The sequence below is a fragment of the Ruegeria sp. F12 genome (genome assembly GCF_056533885.1).
Window position 1 is genome coordinate 198,241 of record NZ_JBQFOV010000006.1, and the last position, 20,356, is coordinate 218,596.

At 56.2% G+C, this 20,356-nt stretch carries 15 protein-coding genes; 4 read left to right on the forward strand and 11 right to left on the reverse strand.

From position 1 onward, the window contains the following. Nucleotide 1 precedes the first annotated feature (1 nt). The 4 genes from ACR0CA_RS11170 to ACR0CA_RS11185 are packed head-to-tail and all read right to left on the reverse strand — an operon-like array spanning nt 2 to nt 3,668. The gene (locus ACR0CA_RS11170; protein ID WP_480899052.1) at nt 2–967 is read right to left on the reverse strand and encodes a glycosyltransferase family 2 protein; all 966 of its coding nucleotides are present in this window, start codon (nt 965–967) and stop codon (nt 2–4) included. Next, nucleotides 957–1,928: a sulfotransferase family protein gene (locus ACR0CA_RS11175; RefSeq protein WP_170789469.1), complete on the reverse strand. Its 972-nt coding sequence runs from the start codon at nt 1,926–1,928 to the stop codon at nt 957–959. The genes ACR0CA_RS11170 and ACR0CA_RS11175 overlap by 11 nt, the downstream gene beginning before the upstream one ends. Before the next feature lie 3 nt (nt 1,929–1,931). Next, nucleotides 1,932–2,813 carry a sulfotransferase family protein gene (locus ACR0CA_RS11180; protein ID WP_480549992.1) on the reverse strand — a complete coding sequence of 294 codons (882 nt, stop codon included), beginning with the start codon at nt 2,811–2,813 and terminating at the stop codon, nt 1,932–1,934. A gap of 54 nt (nt 2,814–2,867) precedes the next feature. Continuing rightward, nucleotides 2,868–3,668, reverse strand: a complete 801-nt coding sequence (locus tag ACR0CA_RS11185; protein WP_170773028.1) for a WecB/TagA/CpsF family glycosyltransferase — start codon at nt 3,666–3,668, stop codon at nt 2,868–2,870. 268 nt (nt 3,669–3,936) lie between these two features. Here ACR0CA_RS11185 and ACR0CA_RS11190 point away from each other — a divergent pair, with 268 nt between their 5' ends. Then, a complete protein-coding gene (locus ACR0CA_RS11190; RefSeq protein ID WP_480899055.1) occupies nt 3,937–6,165 on the forward strand; it encodes a GumC family protein in 2,229 nt (742 codons plus the stop codon). Between the two features lie 102 nt (nt 6,166–6,267). Here ACR0CA_RS11190 and ACR0CA_RS11195 read toward each other — a convergent pair whose 3' ends face one another. The 3 genes from ACR0CA_RS11195 to ACR0CA_RS11205 all read right to left on the reverse strand — a co-directional run bounded on the left by ACR0CA_RS11195 (nt 6,268) and on the right by ACR0CA_RS11205 (nt 10,634). Further along, entirely contained in the window at nt 6,268–7,551 is a 1,284-nt protein-coding gene (locus tag ACR0CA_RS11195) for a polysaccharide biosynthesis/export family protein (protein WP_480503513.1), read from the reverse strand. A gap of 32 nt (nt 7,552–7,583) precedes the next feature. Further along, nucleotides 7,584–8,162, reverse strand: a complete 579-nt coding sequence (locus tag ACR0CA_RS11200; RefSeq protein WP_480899057.1) for a sugar transferase — start codon at nt 8,160–8,162, stop codon at nt 7,584–7,586. A gap of 1,044 nt (nt 8,163–9,206) precedes the next feature. Continuing rightward, nucleotides 9,207–10,634: an oligosaccharide flippase family protein gene (locus tag ACR0CA_RS11205; RefSeq protein WP_480899059.1), complete on the reverse strand. Its 1,428-nt coding sequence runs from the start codon at nt 10,632–10,634 to the stop codon at nt 9,207–9,209. Nucleotides 10,635–10,926: 292 nt separating this feature from the next. On the opposite strand from ACR0CA_RS11205, the gene ACR0CA_RS11210 reads away from it, so the two are divergent. Next, nucleotides 10,927–12,252 (forward strand): O-antigen ligase family protein, encoded by a 1,326-nt coding sequence (locus ACR0CA_RS11210; RefSeq protein WP_480857941.1) that lies wholly within the window; start codon nt 10,927–10,929, stop codon nt 12,250–12,252. 146 nt (nt 12,253–12,398) lie between these two features. Continuing rightward, nucleotides 12,399–13,313: a sugar phosphate nucleotidyltransferase gene (locus tag ACR0CA_RS11215; protein ID WP_170789463.1), complete on the forward strand. Its 915-nt coding sequence runs from the start codon at nt 12,399–12,401 to the stop codon at nt 13,311–13,313. A gap of 10 nt (nt 13,314–13,323) precedes the next feature. Here the strand turns inward: ACR0CA_RS11215 and ACR0CA_RS11220 are convergent, their stop codons facing one another. After that, nucleotides 13,324–14,646, reverse strand: a complete 1,323-nt coding sequence (locus tag ACR0CA_RS11220; protein ID WP_170789462.1) for a protoporphyrinogen/coproporphyrinogen oxidase — start codon at nt 14,644–14,646, stop codon at nt 13,324–13,326. Between the two features lies 1 nt (nt 14,647). Then, the gene (locus ACR0CA_RS11225) at nt 14,648–15,586 is read right to left on the reverse strand and encodes an NAD-dependent epimerase/dehydratase family protein (RefSeq protein ID WP_480899062.1); all 939 of its coding nucleotides are present in this window, start codon (nt 15,584–15,586) and stop codon (nt 14,648–14,650) included. Nucleotides 15,587–16,141: 555 nt separating this feature from the next. Here ACR0CA_RS11225 and ACR0CA_RS11230 point away from each other — a divergent pair. Next, a complete protein-coding gene (locus ACR0CA_RS11230; RefSeq protein WP_480899064.1) occupies nt 16,142–17,287 on the forward strand; it encodes a glycosyltransferase in 1,146 nt (381 codons plus the stop codon). A gap of 297 nt (nt 17,288–17,584) precedes the next feature. Here the strand turns inward: ACR0CA_RS11230 and ACR0CA_RS11235 are convergent, their stop codons facing one another. Beyond that, on the reverse strand, nt 17,585–19,306 hold the full coding sequence (locus tag ACR0CA_RS11235; protein WP_480899066.1) for an adenylate/guanylate cyclase domain-containing protein: 1,722 nt from the start codon (nt 19,304–19,306) through the stop codon (nt 17,585–17,587). Between the two features lie 271 nt (nt 19,307–19,577). Then, nucleotides 19,578–20,356: hypothetical protein (locus tag ACR0CA_RS11240; RefSeq protein WP_480899068.1), on the reverse strand; the 779-nt coding region annotated here is incomplete at its 5' end.

Consider the following 20,356-nt stretch of genomic DNA (forward strand, 5'->3'; position numbering starts at 1 on the left):
TTCAGCCGCCTCCGACCCGGTCGACCTGCACGGCCGAAGCGCTGTATTCGGCAAACTCCACCCGCATCAGGGCAGCCAGCATCCCGGCGCCACGATAGATCTCCAACAAGCCCCGATACCATCTGGGTTTCGAGCCGAACCCCAGGCACAGACACATCACACAGCCCCATCCGATGACACCCACCCCTTTGACCGCACGCATTGCGACGCCTTTGCGCCGGATCAGGGCGATGCGCCCCAGCGTGTTGCCCTTGCGAAACCAGCGCCGTCCCAGCCATTTCAGCGTCGCGCGGTTTTCAGGCACGTCGTCCCAGACCATTGCCTGCGCCGCCGCCCGGATCACACCGCCTGATTGGCGCATGCGCGAAAAAAACTCTTCGTCCTCGCCGCCGGTGATATTGAACCGGGGATCAAAGCGCATGTTGCGGTCGCGAATGACGCGTGCATCGGCCATCGAGTTATTCGTCGCCGCTGACACCAGCGCAGCGCCCTGCTCATACGGCCCCATTCGAAACAGGTTCAGCGCTTCGACCCAGCCCGGCGGAGGGGTTCTGAACCTCGGCTCGACCGGGCCCTGCGCAGCAATCGTGTCCGGCAGTTGCATCGTGTCCAGCATCTGCAGAAGCCATTGGTCCGAGACCGCCTCATCATCATCCAGAAACGCGACATAGTCCGCGTCGGACGGCGCCTCGGCCAGCGTCCGGTTCCGGGCCGAAACAATGCCGCGTGCGGGTTCAATCACATAGATAACCGGCCAACGCGAAAGGGCGTGAATATCCCCTAACTCTGCTTGCGCCGTGGCTTCGGGCGCGTTGTCGGCAATCACGAGCGTCACGCGCACATCCCGACCCTCAAGCTTTTGCGCGTTCAGACTGTCGATCAGCGCCTTCAGCCCATGAGGCCGCAGGTAGGTTGCGATACAAATAGCAACATGAGGTCGCGTGCTATGGCGGGCATCAGCGCTCATAACCCGCCTGCTCCAGCGCCTGTCCGGCCAACTTGTCGAACCGGGCTTTCTTGCTGTCCGGCCACTCGGCCCAGCGCTTTACCGGGTTGAAATCCGCGGTCTTTGCCTGCGGTTGCCAACGCTGTTCGTTCGCAGCGGTTGAACGCGAGGACCCCCGCACCGGCATCTTGTCGATCTCGGCCCAAGGAAAGCGCGGGGCCTCCAGCCCGATATGGTCCAGCATCTGCTGCACGTGGCTGGGCGTATTGCCGACGATATCCTCGTATCGGACAACCATCGTATCAGCGTTTTCATTAGGGCCGCCGCTGCTGAAACTCAGAATCGCCTCGGCCCCCAAACGCCATTCATCGGCCAATTGGCGGAAATTTTTGCTGCGCAGGGAAAACCGCGAGAACGTTCTGAGCGAGGAGTCCAGCACGTCCCGCCCGTCCCTGAGACATAGGATTATCTTGGCGTCGGGAAAGATATAGCGTGCCAGCGACAGGTCCTGCACATGCGGGCATTTTAGTAGTATGTGCTGCCCCTCGGCCTGCGCCTGCAACTCGCGGAACCATGCCCCAGCCAGCATGGCCAGCATGTCATAATGCCCCAGCACTTCCTCATTGCGCGGGAAGTACCGCAGGAAATCACGCGAAAAGGCCGCTGCGTCGCCAGCCGCGTGAAGCAGCGGAAACTCATAGAGCCTGCCGGGATCGGCGGTGACGTCAGGGTGCATTCCCACCAGATCATGCACAAAATTCGTCCCCGAACGGGGCAAAACGCCAAAAATCAGGATCGGAGTACGGATGTCACCGCGCGCCCTGCGCGCAAGGGCGGCAAGATGTGCGCCCTGTTCGGCAGAGACTTGCGGCATGAAATCCCGGCCATCCAGAAACCGGGCCCCCAAAATGCGGCGGGTCATACGCGTGATCTGGTTGATGCGCAGGTCCCCAAAAATCCGTGCTGTATCCCGGACGCCCATATCTTACCCGTGCGTTCCCGTCTTGATCGGTGGCAAAAGTTGCCAAGTGGGCCAAGGTAGATTGTCGCGCCCGAGAAACTGCGCGACAAACTCCATGTCGTCGCGGAATTGCTCGGCCAACATCACGCGAGTTTCGGGTGTGGGCGGCGACACTTTTGTTTTCAGATGCTGTTTATTCATAGCCAGAGCCTGCTTCAAGCCAGGTGCCTTCTTCAACCCTTTGACCAAATCTGCCAACCCAAGCGAACGCAGAACTGAACCACCCTTGCGTAATGCATTCTGAACGGCCTGGTTTTTGTATACGATAGTTTCGTGATGACGTTCAGTTATCGCAGAGGGGTTTTCCTCGGGCGCGACACCCAAATGTGCGCAAATGCGCCGATAGGTTCCCTGAGGATCTTTCGCCACGTCTTCGGACAGCAGGACAAGCAGTGCGCCTTTGTTGAAGTAGTCCAACCAGTTTTGCAGGTTCGCTTTGTAGTGGCTTTGCAGCGTGTAGGCCGGGTTCAGCGGCAGCGCATCTTCGAACGATGTATCAGGAGGAATGTGACCTTTGCGGATCTCGTGCAGATGATTTGAAAACGCCCGTTCGACCGGATCACGCAGAATACAGATCAGCTTGAAGTCGGGGTTATAGTCCCACGCCCGTTGTGCGGCATCGCGACTGTAGAAGTAATTGGGCGAGCATTCGCCCCGGATAACGCCCGGTTCAGCCGAGTCGAAGCGGGATTCATACCACTGAAACCCCAAATCGTAACGGGCATTGAAAAAATTGAGCTCTTTCGTTTCACTGGTCCGCACCGACGGGTGTTCGGAAAGCACATGATGCAGCCACGTGGTGGCTGCTTTTTGGACACCAATCCCGATAAAATTTGTCTTCGTCACTCGCTCACACCTTCGAAAAACAGGCCCTATGGCCCGACACCTTTACCCCTGCCGTCACCGGCGCAAAAACTTTGTGAACACGTCTTTCCTGACGACGATACTCAACGCATGCGGTAGTGTATGCAAGTATCGCTTGAGCAGGTAGCCCGGACCTGTCGCGATACGGTGCAACCACTCCAATCCCATGGACTGCATCCATCGCGGTGCTCGGGCGTAGTCCCCAACCACGTAGTGATAGCACCCTCCACAGGTCACCACCCAGGCGCATTGCGTCAGCTTCGGCGCGATACGGGCGGCAAAATACTGTTCTTTCGGCTTGCCGAGCCCCACCCACAAGATATCCGCACCGCTCGCATTGATATCGGCAATCACCGCCTCTTCATCGGCGGGATCAAAATACCCGTTGCGGCGCCCGGCAATGACAAGACCGGGATACATCTCTTGCAGGCGCGCTGCGCAATCTCGGTTGATCTCTTCGGTCGCGCCCAGCAGGTAAAAGCTGAGACCGTTTTTAGCAGCGACCTTAGCCGCCGAGTGGATGAAATCTGTGGTTGCGGTACGTTCGGGCACCCCGCCCTCTCCGTGCGCCATACGAGACGCCCAGACGACGATCTGGCCATCCGCATGGATGATATCAGCCGAATCCATCACACGGGCAAATCCTTCGTCCGTGGCATAGGTGGATATGGCATGCGCATTCGAGCTGAACACAGTCACCGCACGTGTCAACGCGCCAGATCGCCGTTTGAGCACATCTTCCGCCATTGCTTTGGTCAGGTCTTCATCCCCGGCTTGCGCGACGGGTACCCCTCCGACCAATATGTGCGGCAAGCGCATTTCGACCGTCTTGTTCATCAATACTCGTTCCAAAATCACCAGGTAACACTCGACGCTGGACTCAAAGTAACAGCCGCAGCGATTCTTACTATTAAATTAGAGTTTATCTTCCGTTCATCTTGGAAATTGACCCTACTTCGCACCAATTGCAGGCAAGCCGCACCGAATTAGTCATCAATCCTCCGAAACTTAGCACATTGTTTACGACATATGCGGTTTTCTCTGTTGAATACAGGTTTGTGGGCCTATGTTTTCTGTAGTCCGTGTTTCAGATTGTTAATTAGTTATGACTGATCAGTATCGCCGAGGATTGGATGTTGAATTGACGGGTTTCGGCCAGGCTCCGGCCGGCGATCCCGAACTTAGGGTGTTGTCGAATATCGCGTGGGCGATCCGACGTTCGATCCTGTGGATATTGCTGGTCGGATTTCTGGGCGGGGTGACCGCCTATCTGCTGTCCTACCTGTCGGACACGAAATACACCTCAAGCGCGAAGGTCATGATCGAGACCCGCGTTCAGACCGAAACTCAGTTTACGCCGCAGGTATCGGGCCTGCCCCTTTCCCTGACATCGCTTGAGAGTGAGTTGCAACTTCTGCGCTCGACCGACCTGATCGAAAATGTCGTGGATCGTCTGGAACTGCATATGGATCCGGAATTCTCGGGTGCTGAAACTGGCTTTACCCTGTCTCCTATTGCCTTGGCGCGCCGTTTGAAAAACGGGCTGGTCAGTGCACTCAGCGGGGGGGATGACGCGGACGAGGGTGGCGACAGTGGTCAAACCCTGGAAGAGATGCAGCGCGAAGCGACCATCGAGAAATTGCTGGAGGCACGCCGCATCGAACAGATCGGCGAAACCTCAGCCGTGTACGAAATTCGCGTCTCTGCGAAAACGCCGCAAAAAGCAGCCGTCATCGCCAACAGCCTGGCCAATGAGTACCTATTTGTCCTGACGCGCATGAAACGCGATGATCTAAGCCAGTCGCAGGAATGGTTGGCAACGCGGATCGGTCAGATTCGCGAAGACCTGAACAAGCTCATCTCGGATCTTGAGGCACATTCGGTCGAAACGCCGTATTCACCGGAGGAATACGCCACCATCAAGGCACAGCGCATCAAGGCCGAGAAACGCGCCCGGCTGGTGAATGAAGAACTGTTTGTGCTGGATGAACAGACCAACACCATCCAACTGCTCAGGGACAATGGCAATGTCGCCGAAGCGGTAGAATTCGCCGTTCAATCGGCGCTGGTACCGCAGAGCACGGCCAATAATTCAGATGACGCGCAAGCGGTTCTGGACAGTGCGTTGGAAGCAGCACAGCGCAAAACGGAAATTCTGAACGGACAGCTAGCCACGCTGAATATCAGCATCAACACGTTCAAGGACCAGCAGGTACGCCAGGTTCAGCATGACTCGGTCACCAAGCGGATCGAGAATGAGATTCTTGTGGCAGAAGCAATCTATCGTGACTTTGTTTCGCAACTGGGGCGTCGGGCCGAACAGGGTGATTACCTGGATGCAGGGGCCCACATTATCGAAACTGCACGCGCTTCGGTCGATCCATCAGAGCCGAAACGGGCGCAAATGGCGATCGGGGTCATGATTGCAATGATCTTTGGCGGCCTGGGTTTTGCCGTGATCCGCGAACTGTTCCAAACGCGCCTCAGAACCACCTATGAGCTTGAAAACACCACGGGCGTCAAACTTTCGGCAATCATTCCCGAAGTTCGAAAGGACCCCCCCTTTGAAACCTTCTTTACCAATGACGGAAAGCTGGACCCAGAGTTGCTGCATTTCGGGCGTAAGCTTCTGGCCAGCAGCGATATTGGTCTGCGCACCCTACGCAACGAGAGTGAGCTGACCACCTCTCAAGCGGCCGAGTTCTTTACCAAGAATGTCGATAGCAAGCACGGCCAGCGCTTTGCCGAGAATGGGTGCATGATCTTCTCTGGCGCGTCAGCGGTACCAGATGAGGGGAAAACGTCCGGCCTACTGCTGATCGGGTCGGTCTGCGCGCAAGCCGGGTATCGGACGTTGATCATTGACTGCGACACGGTCACTTCCACCTATCGCGACCTGTCGCAACTGTCCGTCGAAGGGTTGAAACACGGGGCAAAGCACCCAGCGTCGTTTCAGGACAACATTGTCAGCACCCCGCAAGACGGACTGGATATCCTGCCGTTGATCGGACCGTTGGAAGACGAGGCTCAGGCCAAAGAAGTGGGTGAGTTCCTGTGCTCTCCGGCCTTCCTGAACCTGCTCTATTCGCTGTCCGACATGTATGAAGTGATCCTTCTGGATACACCGCCGTTGTTGCGCGCGGTCGAGTCGGCTTACCTGTCGCAAATCTCGCATCGGGTAATCCTGTTTGCGCGCTGGAACAGCACGCATAAGAACACGGTCCTGCAGGCAATGCGCGAATTGGAAAATGCGGGCGTTCGCCCCTCGGCCCTGGTGGCGACGCGGGTCGATATGAAACAGGTCCGACACTACGGCGACCCAATCCTCGGATAACTGACCAGTCCAAAGCAAAAGGGGCGGCACCCCGACCTCGCAATAAGAAACGGGCGCGGGCCAAAGACCTCGCGCCCGTCGCAAGCCAACCGCATTTTGGTGTTATTCGGTCAGAGGGACCTCTTGCGTGATCTCCTGCACCGAGACTTCTACGCTGTCACCGGGCAACAACTGGGTCAGTTTGTCTGCACCCAACTGTTGCAGTTGTCCGTCTACCACCCGAAAGATCGTGACCGAGTAGTCAATATCCGTAATCAGGTTTTCGGTTCCGATCTCATCTGACGCGCCAGCCAGATATTTCGAGATCGTATCCATCTGATGCCGCGCATCACGGACGGACAGGCTGGCGGCGCGACGCTCTTGCAACAACCGCAGCGACCGTTCCTGATCATATTGCTCTTGATCGCGTTTCAAGCGGGTCAGGATCAGGCTTGTGGCTGCCAGATCCTCTTCAACCTCCAGCAAACGGGTTGCAGACAAAACGGTTGTACGGCGAGTATCGGCCATACGGGACCCCGGCGCGAGGCCCTTTTGGACCAGCGCGACGACCCGCGCCTCTTCCTCTTCATCGGCCGCGACAGCCTTGGCAAGCTCTACTTTCTGTTCTTCAAGAATCCGGATCCGCTCGGCCGCCTGAAATTGGGCATCTTCGAAATAGGCGCGCTCACCTGCTTCGTTTTCCTGATTGATGGTGCGAATCCGGACATGTTCTGCCACCAATTCCTTCAAGACCCTGGGAGATATAGAAACACTGGCCTGACTGGGCGGCGCCAGATCCATATCTTGCGCCAACTCGGATGAGGCGCGCCATGCAGTCACCAGCCCCTGTGCGTGTTGCAACGCAGCCTGACCATAGGTGGTCTGCCAGCGCAGCAGTTGGATTGGGTCAATGGTGACATCATCGGCCAGTAGCCGGCTCCTAACCCCCCCGGCCAAGGCAACCGCCTCGCGCGCAGTGATGGCGGGGCGAAAGTCGATCTGACCGGTGCGCGCAACATCGCCGCCAATGATAATCGGGCGGTATCCATTGCGGGCGATCTCGATCTCATCTCCGTCCAACTGGATGATATAGATCTCGCCATTCTGGTCATATTGCTTGACGATCTTTCCCGCTGCGTCCTGACGTACCAACTGCTCCAGCGCATCCGTCGACAGACCTTGCGCTTGGAACTGGCCCAGCCATTGCAGGTTGACCTCGCCATGGGCATCAATCGCCGCTTCAAAGGACAGATCTTGCAAACCCGTCAAAGTCACACGGACCTTGTCACCTGGCTCAAGGTTGAAATCCGCCGCCGCCGACATTGGCATCGCTAGCAGGGTGCACAATCCGAGCGCGCGGTACGCGGTGGACAGGCGCAACGCTGGGTTTCTAAATCTGCGTTTCATAAGCCATCATCCTATCGTCGGTCAGTTCGGGATCAGCAGCCGGTTCCATTGCAAACGGCACCGATCGTGCGGAACAGGATTTTCAGATCGTACCAGAAGCCCAGATTTCGCGCATAGTCGCTGTCGAAGATCGCCCTATGCGAGAACTCAACCTCGTTGCGTTCGGACACCTGCCACAAGCCGGTGATCCCTGGCTTCATCAGCGTGTATTCGCGCCCCGGATACAATTCCTGCTGCTGCGGCATCATCGGACGTGGGCCGACAAGGCTCATGTCGCCGATCAGAACATTCCAAAGCTGAGGCAACTCATCCAACGAGGTCATACGGATGAAACGACCGAATTTTGTGACCCTCGGATCGTTGTCCAGCTTTTGCTTTGTTTCCCATTCGGACGCAGCGGTTGGATTTTCGGCCAAATGTTTCTGAAGTTGAAACTCTGCGTCAGAAACCATCGACCGGAACTTGAGGAAGTCGAACTCGCGACCGCCGATTCCAACACGGCTTTGGCGATAGATGGCAGGTCCGCCATCCAACTTCACCAAGACGGCAATCACCAACATGACCGGCAGCACAAACGGCAGACCGATTAGAACCAACAAAATATCCAGCAAACGCTTGCCTTTGACAGCGTAGAAGCTCCGCAAATTGGAGAACTCGTCACAGACCTTAATAGAACTTTGGTTTGGTTTATAAATTTCCGATTCTTCTAATTGGAAAGAACCTCGTATTTGGTTCATAATAACCCCCAAAACTAACACAACGGACTAAAATCACGCCAACAAGTCTTCCAGCCGCGCAACACACCCGCTTGGGAATCTGCCCCAAAAAACAAGGCAAAGACCCAACGATTGACTACTATCCGCTCAATAGATTTGGGGAACGCCGCACACGAACGCGACAACCCACCCTTTGTTTTCTCCCGACTCACACATGATGTGCGGTCAGGATTTTTACCCCGCTAGATACTCGCACTAATGGTCTGATGTGACAACGATTTTGTTAACCACCTGTTAACAAAACGACCACAATTTCGTGAACATGCTAAGTAAATTGACACGCTGCCTTAAAAATGGGCTGAACTTCACCCAAAACAAACCGCTGAGGCCAGTCCAAACAAGCCTTGCCACCCTTCGCGTATTGTCCCTGCGCTGAGCAGGGATTTTGTCAGTTTCCAGTTTTAACGGCGGATTTCTCAGCGATCTTCACGCGCAACCTTCCGTTGAATAGAAAATGAAGTCCGGCGATCAGAGCCGGAGCACTGCATCCGATCAGGAAGCTGAAGATCACGGCCTGAATTAGGCCTGTGCCCGTTAGAAGAAATGCCACAAAACACATTGCGGCAACCAGCGGACCTGACAGTAAATACAATATGACCATCGGTTTTGCTCTTGGTTTATGCGTCGTTTCTGCGTCTGCCTACCCTGAAACCAGAATGTGTGTTTTTTGGGGCAACTGTTGGAAAATATAGTTTCCCAAAGTCAAACAGTCGCGGGGTAACACATCAAATTGATCTCAAGTTCATCATATCATCATATTTTCAGGACCACGATATCCCTTTAGCCGGGATTCAAAATTCATTGTGCCAGTGGGCAAATTTGCGCCACCCGGCCCACTCGAATCTGTCGGTCTTCAGTTAAGAAGTTGTTAACGCTGAATTACTTCGAAGAGGGAAATCCGCTTGCGGACGCCCAGCCACGTATCTTCCGCCATGCTGCGGCAGTTGCCGTCTGATGCAGGCATGCGAAAACCACGAACATCACGACAGCTGAAAGCGAAAGCAGCGCAAATTGTAACACGATTCCACCCGACTCAGCTGCGAGAACCGCCAGAGGCGCGAAAGCAACAGCTCCAGCAACGGCTTTGAATATCTCTGGCACGGGCACCGCAATGGGGTCGATGCGGCGGCCAATATGGTAGTAGGCCAGAAAACTCAGCAATCCGCTGATCAAAAAGGCAACGGCGGCACCCGGTGGACCCAGAAGGTAGATGAAGACGAAAGATAGCGCGACATGCACAGCCAGCGAACACAAGGTAATGGTCAATTGCAGCCCAGTCTTTTTGGCGCGCGAGAAGGCAAAGCTAAAATACGCCCCCTGCAACCCGAACGTAAATGAGGCTATCGCCAGAACCCGCAGATACCCTGTGGTTCGGTGAGCAAATTCAGCGTCGAACAGCAGATTGGCAAAAACGCTTGCCGCACAGATCAGCGCAGCCACGATGGGCACCGCAATCAGCATCAGAAACGAGAAATACCGCTCCAGCACCGCGTCTGACGATTGCGCGCCGCGTTTTTCTAGCGCCTCGAATATCGACGGACCCCATACGCGGGACAGGGTCTCCATCGGAAGGCGCACAGTTCGGGAGGCCAAGGTTTGCGCCGCCGCGAAATAGCCCACGTAGTCCATCCCCGCAAAGACGGCCAGCAAGGATTGCGTTGACATCGCAAAGAATGTGGCGGTGGAGGAGACGACAGCCACGGGAAACCCGAATAGAAGATAGGTTTTCAGCACCGCCCCTTTTGGCCGCGCCACGCCCGAGCGGCGCAGCGTTTCCGCCAGAGCATAGGCCCCGGTCAGTGCTGCGCCCAGGGACATGCCAATCAGCGCGCTTTTGTAACCGCCACCGGTCAGTACAAATCCGACCGCAAGCGAAACGCCCAGCCCATGGCGCAGCAAGGTAACGGCTGCGTATTTCGGCCCCTCGTGGTACTGGCGCAGGCAGGCGGTTCCCAGTTCGTGCATCGCGTGGCTGATGCAATAGATCGCCGCAAAGAAAAGGCCGTCGATCCATCCACCAGGCAGGATGACCGACACCAGAGCTGCCAGAACGAACAGCGCCACAGCCAGGATCGCAGCCGTCGACAGGGACATGGCGATGGTTTTGCCTTCGAATTCCGGCGTGTGGTGGAATCGTCCGATCGCAATCGCCAACCAATGGAAGGTGAACGAAAACATCAGATTCCCAAGCAACAGGGTCAGCGTATAACGTCCGAAATCCGCAGGCCCCAGAACGCGGGTCATCACGACAAGGATCGCAATCGCAATCACCGCAGACATCATTCTGGGCACGAAAAACCACGTCATCGCAGGTCGGACCTTAGAAACGACAGATGAAAACTCATAAACAATCCCAATCGCCCGGTCGACTCACCGCACGTCCGCCGACCTTTCGCCTGTCTGGCTACTGTGACACCCGCCCGTCGAATGTACAGATGGTTTTTGGATCATGCGCCGCGCGCATAATTCATTTGCCGGGTCCACCGCGGCCGTGGCAAACTTTACCGAGTGATTAAAACCGGTGGAAAAATTCAAGCTGTCGACCCGATGAGGCGCGCCAATTCCTACCGCAAATTCTTTGGATAGACCTTACGCAGCGATGACGCCCCTGACCCGACAGACACAATACCAGCAACAATCCGGCGCAGCCTTCCATCATTGGATTCTGGCCGCCTGTCTGGTGATCATGCTGTTGGTTGGCACCGATGTGGTCTCGATCGTGCTGTGGCAAATGGGGCTGGCCAAGAAGATTGAAATCGTGCTGCTGATACCGATCATGGGCATCACGTTGCTGTATTATCGCCACTTGATCCGGGGCATGACGGCCTCACCCGAGATCACGCTGTTGATCTGTTTGACTGCCTTATCAATCACCTGGAGCGATTTTCCCGCCTATTCAATCGAGCGTCTCGTTCCCTTGATCGTGACGTCCGGGTTTGCCATCGCTTTGGGTAGCATGATGTCCATGCGTGGGCTTTTGATCTTTCTCGCCATCTATTTCGGGAGCTCGATGGTTCTGTCGATGGGCGCAATCATGACCCTGCCGCAAGCACGTGGTATCCCGCCCTGGGGGGACACCTGGAACGGGATCTATGCACACAAAAACGGGCTGGGACTGGCGGCAATGACGGCGATGCTGACGTGCTACTATGCGTCGCGACAATTCACAGGGCGGCTGAAAACCGTCTTTATGATCGGCGCCCTGCTGGGTGTCTTTTTGCTGATCGCCTCAGAATCGCGCACCTCTCAGGTCATCGGGCTGATCACGATGTCGGCGCTTTTGATCAGTCAGATCGTTCCGCGATTGGAAACAATTTGGGCCATAGGCTTCATTTTGTTTGCAGTTCTCTTTGTCGGTACGATTGCCTTCCTATTGGCCTCACCGATTGCCGAGCCTTTGTTTGCGCTGATCGGACGCAAACCCACCCTGTCCGAACGCATCCCGATCTGGGAGCTGGTCTGGCCCAATGTTAAAGAGCGGTTCTGGTTGGGCTGGGGTTATCTAGCCCATTGGAATGAAAACGCACCACACCTGCGGTTCTACGCCAGCAAGGGAGAGCTGGGGTTCCTGCCGCATTATTCGCATAACGGGTTGCTTGAGACCTTCTTGAATGCCGGTTTTATCGGCGTGGCCCTTCTATTTTTGGGTCTAATGAGGTTCTTTTTCTCGGTTTTCTACTGCATGCGCCACATCCCGCAGCGCGATCCGTTCGTATTCGTGTTTGTTCTGGGTATGATGTACCTGTTCTCGAACATCACCGAGAGCACGCTTCTTAGTCGGATGAGTTCCAGTTGGATTTTCTTCCTGGCCTACACGACCAAAATGAATCTGGTCGCCCGCGCGCTGCGGGCCGATGCACGGGCCCACTATGAGCTCCAGAACAGAACGCGCCGCGCTTCCCAATTCGTGTCAAAACCCACGTGAATGTTGCGACTTTTTTCTAAGCAAAGGGTAATTTCGGACCCTATGCAGTTGCAGAAAGATTGACAGGCGCACGGTGGGTAGTGTGGACTCTGGCCATTCGCGTATCGAGATCAATTTCGATTCAAAGGTATTTGGGGGAGGCCCAGTTGAAGACAGCAATATTCGCAGGCGGTAAGGGCTCTCGCCTGATAGAAGAAACCCGCATTCGTCCCAAGCCATTGGTGGAAATCGCCAACCGGCCGATCCTCTGGCACATCATGCAGCATTATTCGACCTATGGTCATCATGAATTCGTGCTGGCCCTTGGGTATATGGGCGATCTAATCAAGCAGTACATGTCCGATCTGTGTCAACATGACGGGAACCTGAGGATCGACTTTGCCAAGCGCGAGTTGTTTGGCGAACCTGAATACCGGAACCCCGCGCTGGACGCTCAAATGCCGCCTTGGACCGTGGATTTGATCGACACTGGCGTCGACACGATGACAGGCGGGCGTCTGGCTCGGCTACAGCCCTATCTGGGGAACGAGACCTTCATGCTGACCTATGGGGACGGCGTGTCAAACGTAGATCTGGACGCGCTGCTGGCCTTTCACCGGTCGCACGGCAAGCTGGCTACGATCACTATGGTGCGTCCCCTGACCACGTTCGGGCATCTTCAGGTGCGCGAGGATGGTCTGGTCGAAGGGTTCATGGAAAAGCCCGAAACCGCCGCAGATTGGATCAATGGCGGCTTCTTTGTTCTAGAGCCGGAAGTGTTCGACGCCGTCGCCAGTGTAAATGGCGACGAAATCATGTGGGAAGAAGGCCCCTTGCCCAAGCTGATGGAGCTGGGAGAGCTGATGGCCTATCGCCATCCCGGCTTCTGGTACTGCATGGACCACCTCGCCGACAAACGCCGTTTGGAAGATATGTGGAAGAACGGCAATCGCCCCTGGGCCACGTGGGAACAAGGCAACGGGCCGACGAACGGCTCGACCCGCCTGACCGGCGACGGTCATCGCCCCGGCATTGGCCGAGGCGGAAATCCGGGGGACTGGGTCCGCTACAAGTCCCTGTAAGCGTTTCGAATTAAACTGCCTGGAGCGTCTCAAGAACGGTCCGGGCACCGCGTTCACCGGATTTGAACGCCTCATCTGTCCACTGATAACCCCACTCGCCGAACCGTCCGACATAGGTGATGCCGACTTCGTCCAGCCATTTGTGGACGATCGGCAGCGCCTCTTCCCGGTCCAGATCGAAGATGATGTTGGCGTGCGTAATCAGACGCGCATCCTTGTGCAGGATCTCTTCATCCTCGGTGATCAACCCGATCTTGACCAGATCATCAATCACCGGCTGAATCAGGTCCTCGGGCGCGACATCCAGCGGTCTGTATTTGTTGGAATAATAGCATTCGGCCTGAACAGAACCACATCCCGGCGGACAGGTCTTAGTCGACATTTTGTGCGGAAAGCTTAGGCGGGTAAAGACGATGTCCTCGTCGTAGATATAGGTCCAGGTAGCCGGGGTAAAATCATCGCGCGCAAGGCCGATATTCACCGTCACACAAGTGGTGCAGGCCAGCTTGGCAGCCGCGTCCAGAACCGATTGCGGGGCGCCTTTGACCATCGGGATCAGGTCCGGCAACGGGATGGAGGAGATCAGCTTGTCATAACTCTCGGTCACACCATTTTCGAACCGAACCGTTTTGGCCACCGGATCAATCGCCACCACCTTGTGATCCAGATGCAGATCGGTTTTTTCCATGAAGGGCTTGAGGTATGAGATAAAGCCCCCCTCGGTCGGATACCGGAAGTCGGTGATATAGTGGACATCCGGCGTTTCGGCGAAAACCGCGCCTCGAATCACTTCTTCCATCGAGGGGCGATATAGGCGCGGGCCCATCCAGACGGTGCTCATCTGATCGGCGTCCACGGTGTGATATTTCTTGCCGTAAACCGCCGGGAAATGCGTACCGAAGGTTTCCCCAAAGACCGAGATCAGCCATTCCAGATAATTCGCAGGCTTCTCGACCACTTCCTGTTTGGACGCCTCGATGAAATCCAGAATGCACTGGGTTTTCAGCTCATCAGGCAAGTTGTGCAGATTGGCCTGCGCCGGGTGCTTGACCCAGGCCCCGTGGTAATAGTTGTTCACGTAAGCCTGCAGTTTTTCGTATTTGCCGTCCACGTTACTGGCAAACAGATCTTGAATACGCGGGTCTTTCGAGAAGGAAATATGCGGACCGTCGTCGAAGATGAAGCCGCTGTCATGGGCAAAGGTTGCCGTATGACCGCCGGGAAAAGCGTTTTTGTCGTACATCCGGCTTGAAACGCCCGCGCCATGCAGATGATGGGCCGCGCCCAGACCAGCCATGCCGGACCCAAGGATAATGATGTTCTCGTCACTCATATCAGGTTTCTTTCGCAATCTCGCGGCGCCACCAGGCTATGGTGTCCGCAACTCCGGTTTCCAAAGTGAATTTCGGGGACCAGCCTAGCTCGGTCCGCAATCGGGTATTGTCGGCCTCGACCAGAGGCGGGTCGCCCGGCCGGGCCTCGCGCGCACCAAGACGCACCAGGTCTTCGGCACCAATCTGACGGGCGATTTCAAGGATCAGATCAGACAGCGGGATGGCCGTGCCGCTGCCGATATTGACCGGACCTTCAAGGTCGCTGTTCAGCAGGGCCACTATCGCGCTGGCAACATCGTCGACATGCAGGAAATCTCGTTTCTGCCGCCCATGAGTGCACAGGGCTTCGCGCCCTTGCAACAATGAGATCACTACATCCGCCGCCAATCGCCGTGGATTCTCACCCGGCCCGTACAGAAAGAAGGGTCGCGCCCAGGCCCCCGACAGATCCAGCGCGCCACACATCTTTTCAAAAGCGGTAGCCAACCCCGCCTTGGCCGCGCCGTATTCAGTTGCCGGTGTCAGGGGTGTCTCGCGCTCATGCAGCTTGATCGGCTTGGACCAGTCATATTCCATGCACGACCCGCAAAATGTAACCCGCTGCCCGCCCGCCTGTGCAAAGGCGAATAACAGGTCGATCGAGTGCTGCACCCAGAGGAAATTCTCCAACGCTTGCTGGTTTCCCGGCCCCATATACCAGGCCAACGCTAATAGATGGCTGGGTCGGTGCTGGTCCAACACCGCTTGGATCTCCGCGGCGTCAGTCGTATCTGCGTTAATCCAGGTCACGTCGCCGGAGACTTGCGGGGGTGGACCACTTCGATATGTGGCGATGACTCGGCACCCGGCAGTGGCGAGCTGACGAACGCAAGCGCGTCCGATAAATCCCGCTGCACCCGTGACCAGAACCGTTGGTTTTTGCTGTTTCGAACTCATCATGGCTGGGGATACTATCTTGCGGAGCTTTCAGGAAATCAGACTGGATTGAGCGGCCGGGTCGCATCTGTTTCAGAAACAGTAAATGCAAAAAATGGACATTGTGCACGCGGTGCAGAGGCGTCAATTCGAATCCCTCGGCCAAGCTCCGTGCTTTTGAATGTGGTGGAGGAACTAAACGCCTGCGCAAACGTCAGTATTGGACCCCGCACGCAAAGCCAAATCGTCCTGTGGGAAACAACGCCGGCAGGCCGCAAGGGACAATCCGTGAAAATCATTAAACACCCGCCTTCATCAACGGCACCCAAACAAAAACAACCCGCACGACACGTGGTCAGAAATCAAACAAAATCTACCTTGCCTGGGATTCTGCAACCTAGGCCGGCCCCCAAAAACTTAAACACAGACAGCCTGATTTTCCACAATTTTCAGACTTTCCTTGGGGTGTTTGCCGGTGACGCTGAACAAGTGTGCAAGCGCAGGTTCGGAAAAAACCTTTGGAAGCTTGGCCGCCATATGAGATAGTTTGGCCTTATTTTGTGTTAAAGGATCAAGCGGTTGACCAGTTCCTCAGTTTCCACCACCGCCTCGCGCGATGTGCTGATCTTCTCTCAACGCAGATTGAACGACAACGTTTCGCGCTGTTCGGGGTTCGAACTCGAAGACGTTCTGACCGAAATAGAAGCGGTCGACATCGTGGCCCCAGCCCGAAAACGGGACCGGTCGCTGCCTTATGATCCCAAACGCTGGCTGTCCAAACGAACAGATCTGTTCCGGCACTGGCCGTCTGGTGCGCAGAAAGTGACGCTGCAAAAGGACTATGACATCTTTGTTTGCGACGTCCAGAAACCGCAGGAGCTGCTGACGCTGGATGCGATCCCGAACTGGCGCGAACACTGCGGTCTGGCCGTCTGTGTGCTGGAAGAGGTCTGGAGCAAGGACCTGCACGTCCACCTGCCTCTGATCCGATCTCTGGCTAAGTTCGACCTGATCGCCTGCGCCTTTGCCGAGGCCTGCGACACCCTGCACAGCATCACCGGCAAACCGGTGATTCACCTGCCTGGTGCTGCGGATATGATCCGTTTTGCGCCAACCTCTCTTTCCGCTGAGCGCCCCATAGATATCTATTGCATGGGACGCAGACGGCCCGAGCTGCATGACCGTTTGCTCAAGGTAATCAAGGATCGCGCGGGCTTCTATCTATATGATTCCGCAACAAAACCTCCGACCACGGCGCAACATGCGGTGCATCGGGATTTGCTGGCAAATCTGGTTCAGCATTCCAAACTGTTCATGGTGGATATCGCCAAGATCGGCCATGCCGATCAGAAAAAAGGCAATATTGCCTGGGGTCCCCGCCATGTTGAGGGCATTGCTGGCGGGGCCGCTCAGGTCGGCTATGCGCCGGACTCGGATGACTATCGGCAGTATTTCGATTGGCCAGAATCCGTGTTCCGCCTGTCCGAGGATCCCGACGAGGCTATTGACCAGATCGTCGGGTTGTTGGAAACGCCGGGTAAGCTCGATCAGATGCGCCGGGTTAACATGGCCCAAGCCCTGAACAAACACGATTGGCTGCACCGCTGGGCGCAAATTCTTGAAAAGCTGGGTCTGCCGGAATCAGATGGGATGGCACACAGACGGCAAGTGCTGTCCGAAGTGTCTGAAATCTTATTGAGCGGAGACACAGTCCAAACGGCCTAGGCCCTTGTTTGTCGGTAGATGGGGGAAAGTTCGTGGGGCGGCATGTGGCACTCAATACCCCTTCAAAGCCAGTCAGAAAAACCAGTATGTGCTAAAATAAACATGCCGCCCACCCAAGCAGGATGACATTGTGGCAAAATTGTGTCCACGATTCTTGGGGAAACTTATTGTTCGCTTTTTGGAAACGATGACTCACTCCCGAATCAATTGGTTCCCGCATGGGCAAAAACACCCGCTCCCGCACCATCTCGGCCCACTTTTTAACGGGTATGTGGAGCGATGGCTGTGATCGCCCCCTCAGGTCAGTTCCAGTTTTTTCTTCAACGGGCCACTGTTTTTGACAATGACGGCCTGCACCGGTTCGGACACGCCCTGGATCGTGATGCCGCCGGTCTTACCCAGCATGTCAGGAATACCCAGGCCGCACATTTCATGCATATAGGTTGAATAGACGATCCCGGCCTCGATTTTATTGGTGACAGTCTCGAAAGCCTCGGCAATGATCGACACATTGCCAATCGCCGTCACCGGGCTGGGTGCTGCTTGGTCCGAGGTCTTGCCCACCCGTCCGATAATGGCCCGGCCCGAGTGCACCCCAATCCCGATCTTCAGCGGCTCAACAAGATGCTGACTAAGGCTGCCTTGCGTCTCTTGAACCAGCAACTGGCACTTGGCCGCTGCATAAAGCGCAGAGCGCGCGGCCTGGGTTTTGTGCGTCTCAAGTCCGAAAACAGCCGTCAGCCCGTTATTGGTGAACTTGTCGATATGGCCATTCTGCTCTTCGATCTGTTCGACCACCATGTCCAAAAGCTGGTTGAGGACAAAAATGACGTCATAGGGCAGTGACTTGTCCACGAATGGGCGGAAATCCTTGATCTTGAGGTTCAACACGCTGACCTCACGCTCGACCCCCCAGCCGAACGGATCGGATTTCAACGGCGTCGATGCGGCGCGCTGAGGCTGGATGATTGGGCGGAGGCTGACATCTCCGTTCACGCGCGCCTGACAGGCAAGGCGCATGTTCGGTTCCGCGTTGATCTTGTCGAGAAGTTTGCGTTCGGCCGGGCCGATCGGGCTGAGGCCATCCTGCTCGGACAGAACCACTACCCGGCAGGTTGAACACCGCGCCCGCCCGCCACAGACCGACAGGTGATCAATCCCGTTGTCGCGGCTTACATCCAGAATAGTCTTTCCTGGGGCCGCATCCACGGTCAGCCCTTCGCCATAAGTCACGCGCACCTTGCGGCGCAGGTTCTGGCCCAGCAAAAACAGAACGAACAGGGACAGCAGCGCGCACAGAATGATCACCACCCAGCCCTGCGCAATCGCCTGATATTCGGAAACGGCAGCGCGCACCTCGGTCAAGCGCAAGGCCAGTTCTGTCGCCTCTGCCCCGTCCGGATCAAGGCTGAGGCGCAACACCTCGCGCTTGGCCGCTGTCATCCATCCGGCCATCGCCACGATCGGTACGGCCACCGCCAGCGGCAAAAGCACCAACAAGCCGTCCTTGTACCAATGCTTCGGTCGAAGCCAGAAATGCACGCCAATCAGCCCGTGCCCCCAGACCAGCAACATCAGCGCATTCTGTTTGATCGCCGCAACCGGCCATAGCAGCGACAGTTCCTGCAAATAGCTGACGGGCACGCCGGTCAGCAACTCGGACCCGCGGGTGACGATGATATGGCTGACAAGCCAATAGGGAATGGCCAGCCCCAGAATGATCTGAAACCAGCGCCAGAACGGCATTTTCAAGCTTCGGATGCTGAGGATCGTGACCGCGCCCAACAGCGCATGCACCGCCAGGGCGCCATAGAGCAGAACCGTTCCGGGGACCGAGCTCCAGATCGCGGACATAACGGCCAGCATCCGGTCCATCCACTCCAGCGATACCAGCCCCAGACCGTGGTTGATAAAATGCCCCGTTGCATAGGCCAACAGCACCAGCCCCGACCACAACCGGGCCTGCTGAGTCACGGTTCCTCGCCCGTTGGCTTTGATCTCTCGATGTCTGACGGCCATCTTCAACGCCCCTGATCAATCGCTTGTTTCGTAATCACCTAAAATGGCTGACACGCAGGGGTAGAGGATTATTCACCACAAATCCGTTTTCGCCTTCACGTTCAGGTGTGGTCTTCGTGTGGAAAGAACAGCGGGTTAAGCGCCATGCCGCTTAAGCCTCAGTTTTTTGGCCTTGGCAGTCCTATTGGCAACGTCACGCTTCGTTCAGGAAGGGCGCAAAAAAGGGGCCGCCGGTATCGGCAGCCCCCTAATTTTACTTGTCAGACCGGCCTTACAGAAGGAACTGATCGTCGTCCGGTAGCAAATGCTCCAGCAGATCAGCGACGGTCAGATCCAAAAGCTGGTCAGCTGTATCCAGCGCTTCGGTCTGAGCCCCGTTCAAAACCAAAAGCTCGGCTTCGTCTTCTTGGGTCAGCTCATCGGCATCGGTTTCGTCTGTGAACTCGAACATATCCCAGTCACGGGTGTCGACAAAAGCAACGCTTTCCTGGGGCTGAGCGGCAATTCTGGGCTCGCCCGGACCAGTCGTGCCGCTGCCGTCGATATCGTCACCATAGAAGATTTCGACATCGGCAACGTTGTCGACGGCGTTCCCGCCCACCACGGCCCCCTGATCGTTCAGGATCCACTCATAGTACGTTTCACCTACATCAGTTTTCCACAGCAGACGATATCCGCCCTCATTGGTCTCTTCGACATGGATCGCGCTCCAGCCTTCAATCCTGTCTGGTCCAACAGCGCTGCCCCCTTCGGTCACGCCAACACTGCCATTGATCAGATAGCCGCTTGCGGTCGAAACCGCCAACGTGGTCGCACCATCAGATTCGATCGGAGTCGTCACATGGCCGATAGTGTCGTCATCGTTGAGGTCCACATCGTAGAACGCTTCGATACCTGCAACGTTGTCGACGGCGTTCCCGCCCACCACGGCCCCCTGATCGTTCAGGATCCACTCATAATACGTTTCACCTACATCAGTTTTCCACAGCAGACGATATCCGCCCTCATTGGTCTCTTCGACATGGATCGCGCTCCAGCCTTCAATCCTGT

Excerpts from the sequence above, each read along its gene's own strand:
- ACR0CA_RS11185 (WP_170773028.1), bottom strand. The coding sequence starts at position 3,668 with ATGAACAAGACGGTCGAAATGCGCTTGCCGCACATATTGGTCGGAGGG.
- ACR0CA_RS11205 (WP_480899059.1), bottom strand. The coding sequence starts at position 10,634 with ATGACGTGGTTTTTCGTGCCCAGAATGATGTCTGCGGTGATTGCGATT.
- ACR0CA_RS11225 (WP_480899062.1), bottom strand. The coding sequence starts at position 15,586 with ATGATGAGTTCGAAACAGCAAAAACCAACGGTTCTGGTCACGGGTGCA.
- ACR0CA_RS11210 (WP_480857941.1), top strand. The coding sequence starts at position 10,927 with ATGACGCCCCTGACCCGACAGACACAATACCAGCAACAATCCGGCGCA.
- ACR0CA_RS11195 (WP_480503513.1), bottom strand. The coding sequence starts at position 7,551 with ATGAAACGCAGATTTAGAAACCCAGCGTTGCGCCTGTCCACCGCGTAC.
- ACR0CA_RS11190 (WP_480899055.1), top strand. The coding sequence starts at position 3,937 with ATGACTGATCAGTATCGCCGAGGATTGGATGTTGAATTGACGGGTTTC.
- ACR0CA_RS11170 (WP_480899052.1), bottom strand. The coding sequence starts at position 967 with ATGAGCGCTGATGCCCGCCATAGCACGCGACCTCATGTTGCTATTTGT.
- ACR0CA_RS11175 (WP_170789469.1), bottom strand. The coding sequence starts at position 1,928 with ATGGGCGTCCGGGATACAGCACGGATTTTTGGGGACCTGCGCATCAAC.
- ACR0CA_RS11235 (WP_480899066.1), bottom strand. The coding sequence starts at position 19,306 with ATGGCCGTCAGACATCGAGAGATCAAAGCCAACGGGCGAGGAACCGTG.
- ACR0CA_RS11220 (WP_170789462.1), bottom strand. The coding sequence starts at position 14,646 with ATGAGTGACGAGAACATCATTATCCTTGGGTCCGGCATGGCTGGTCTG.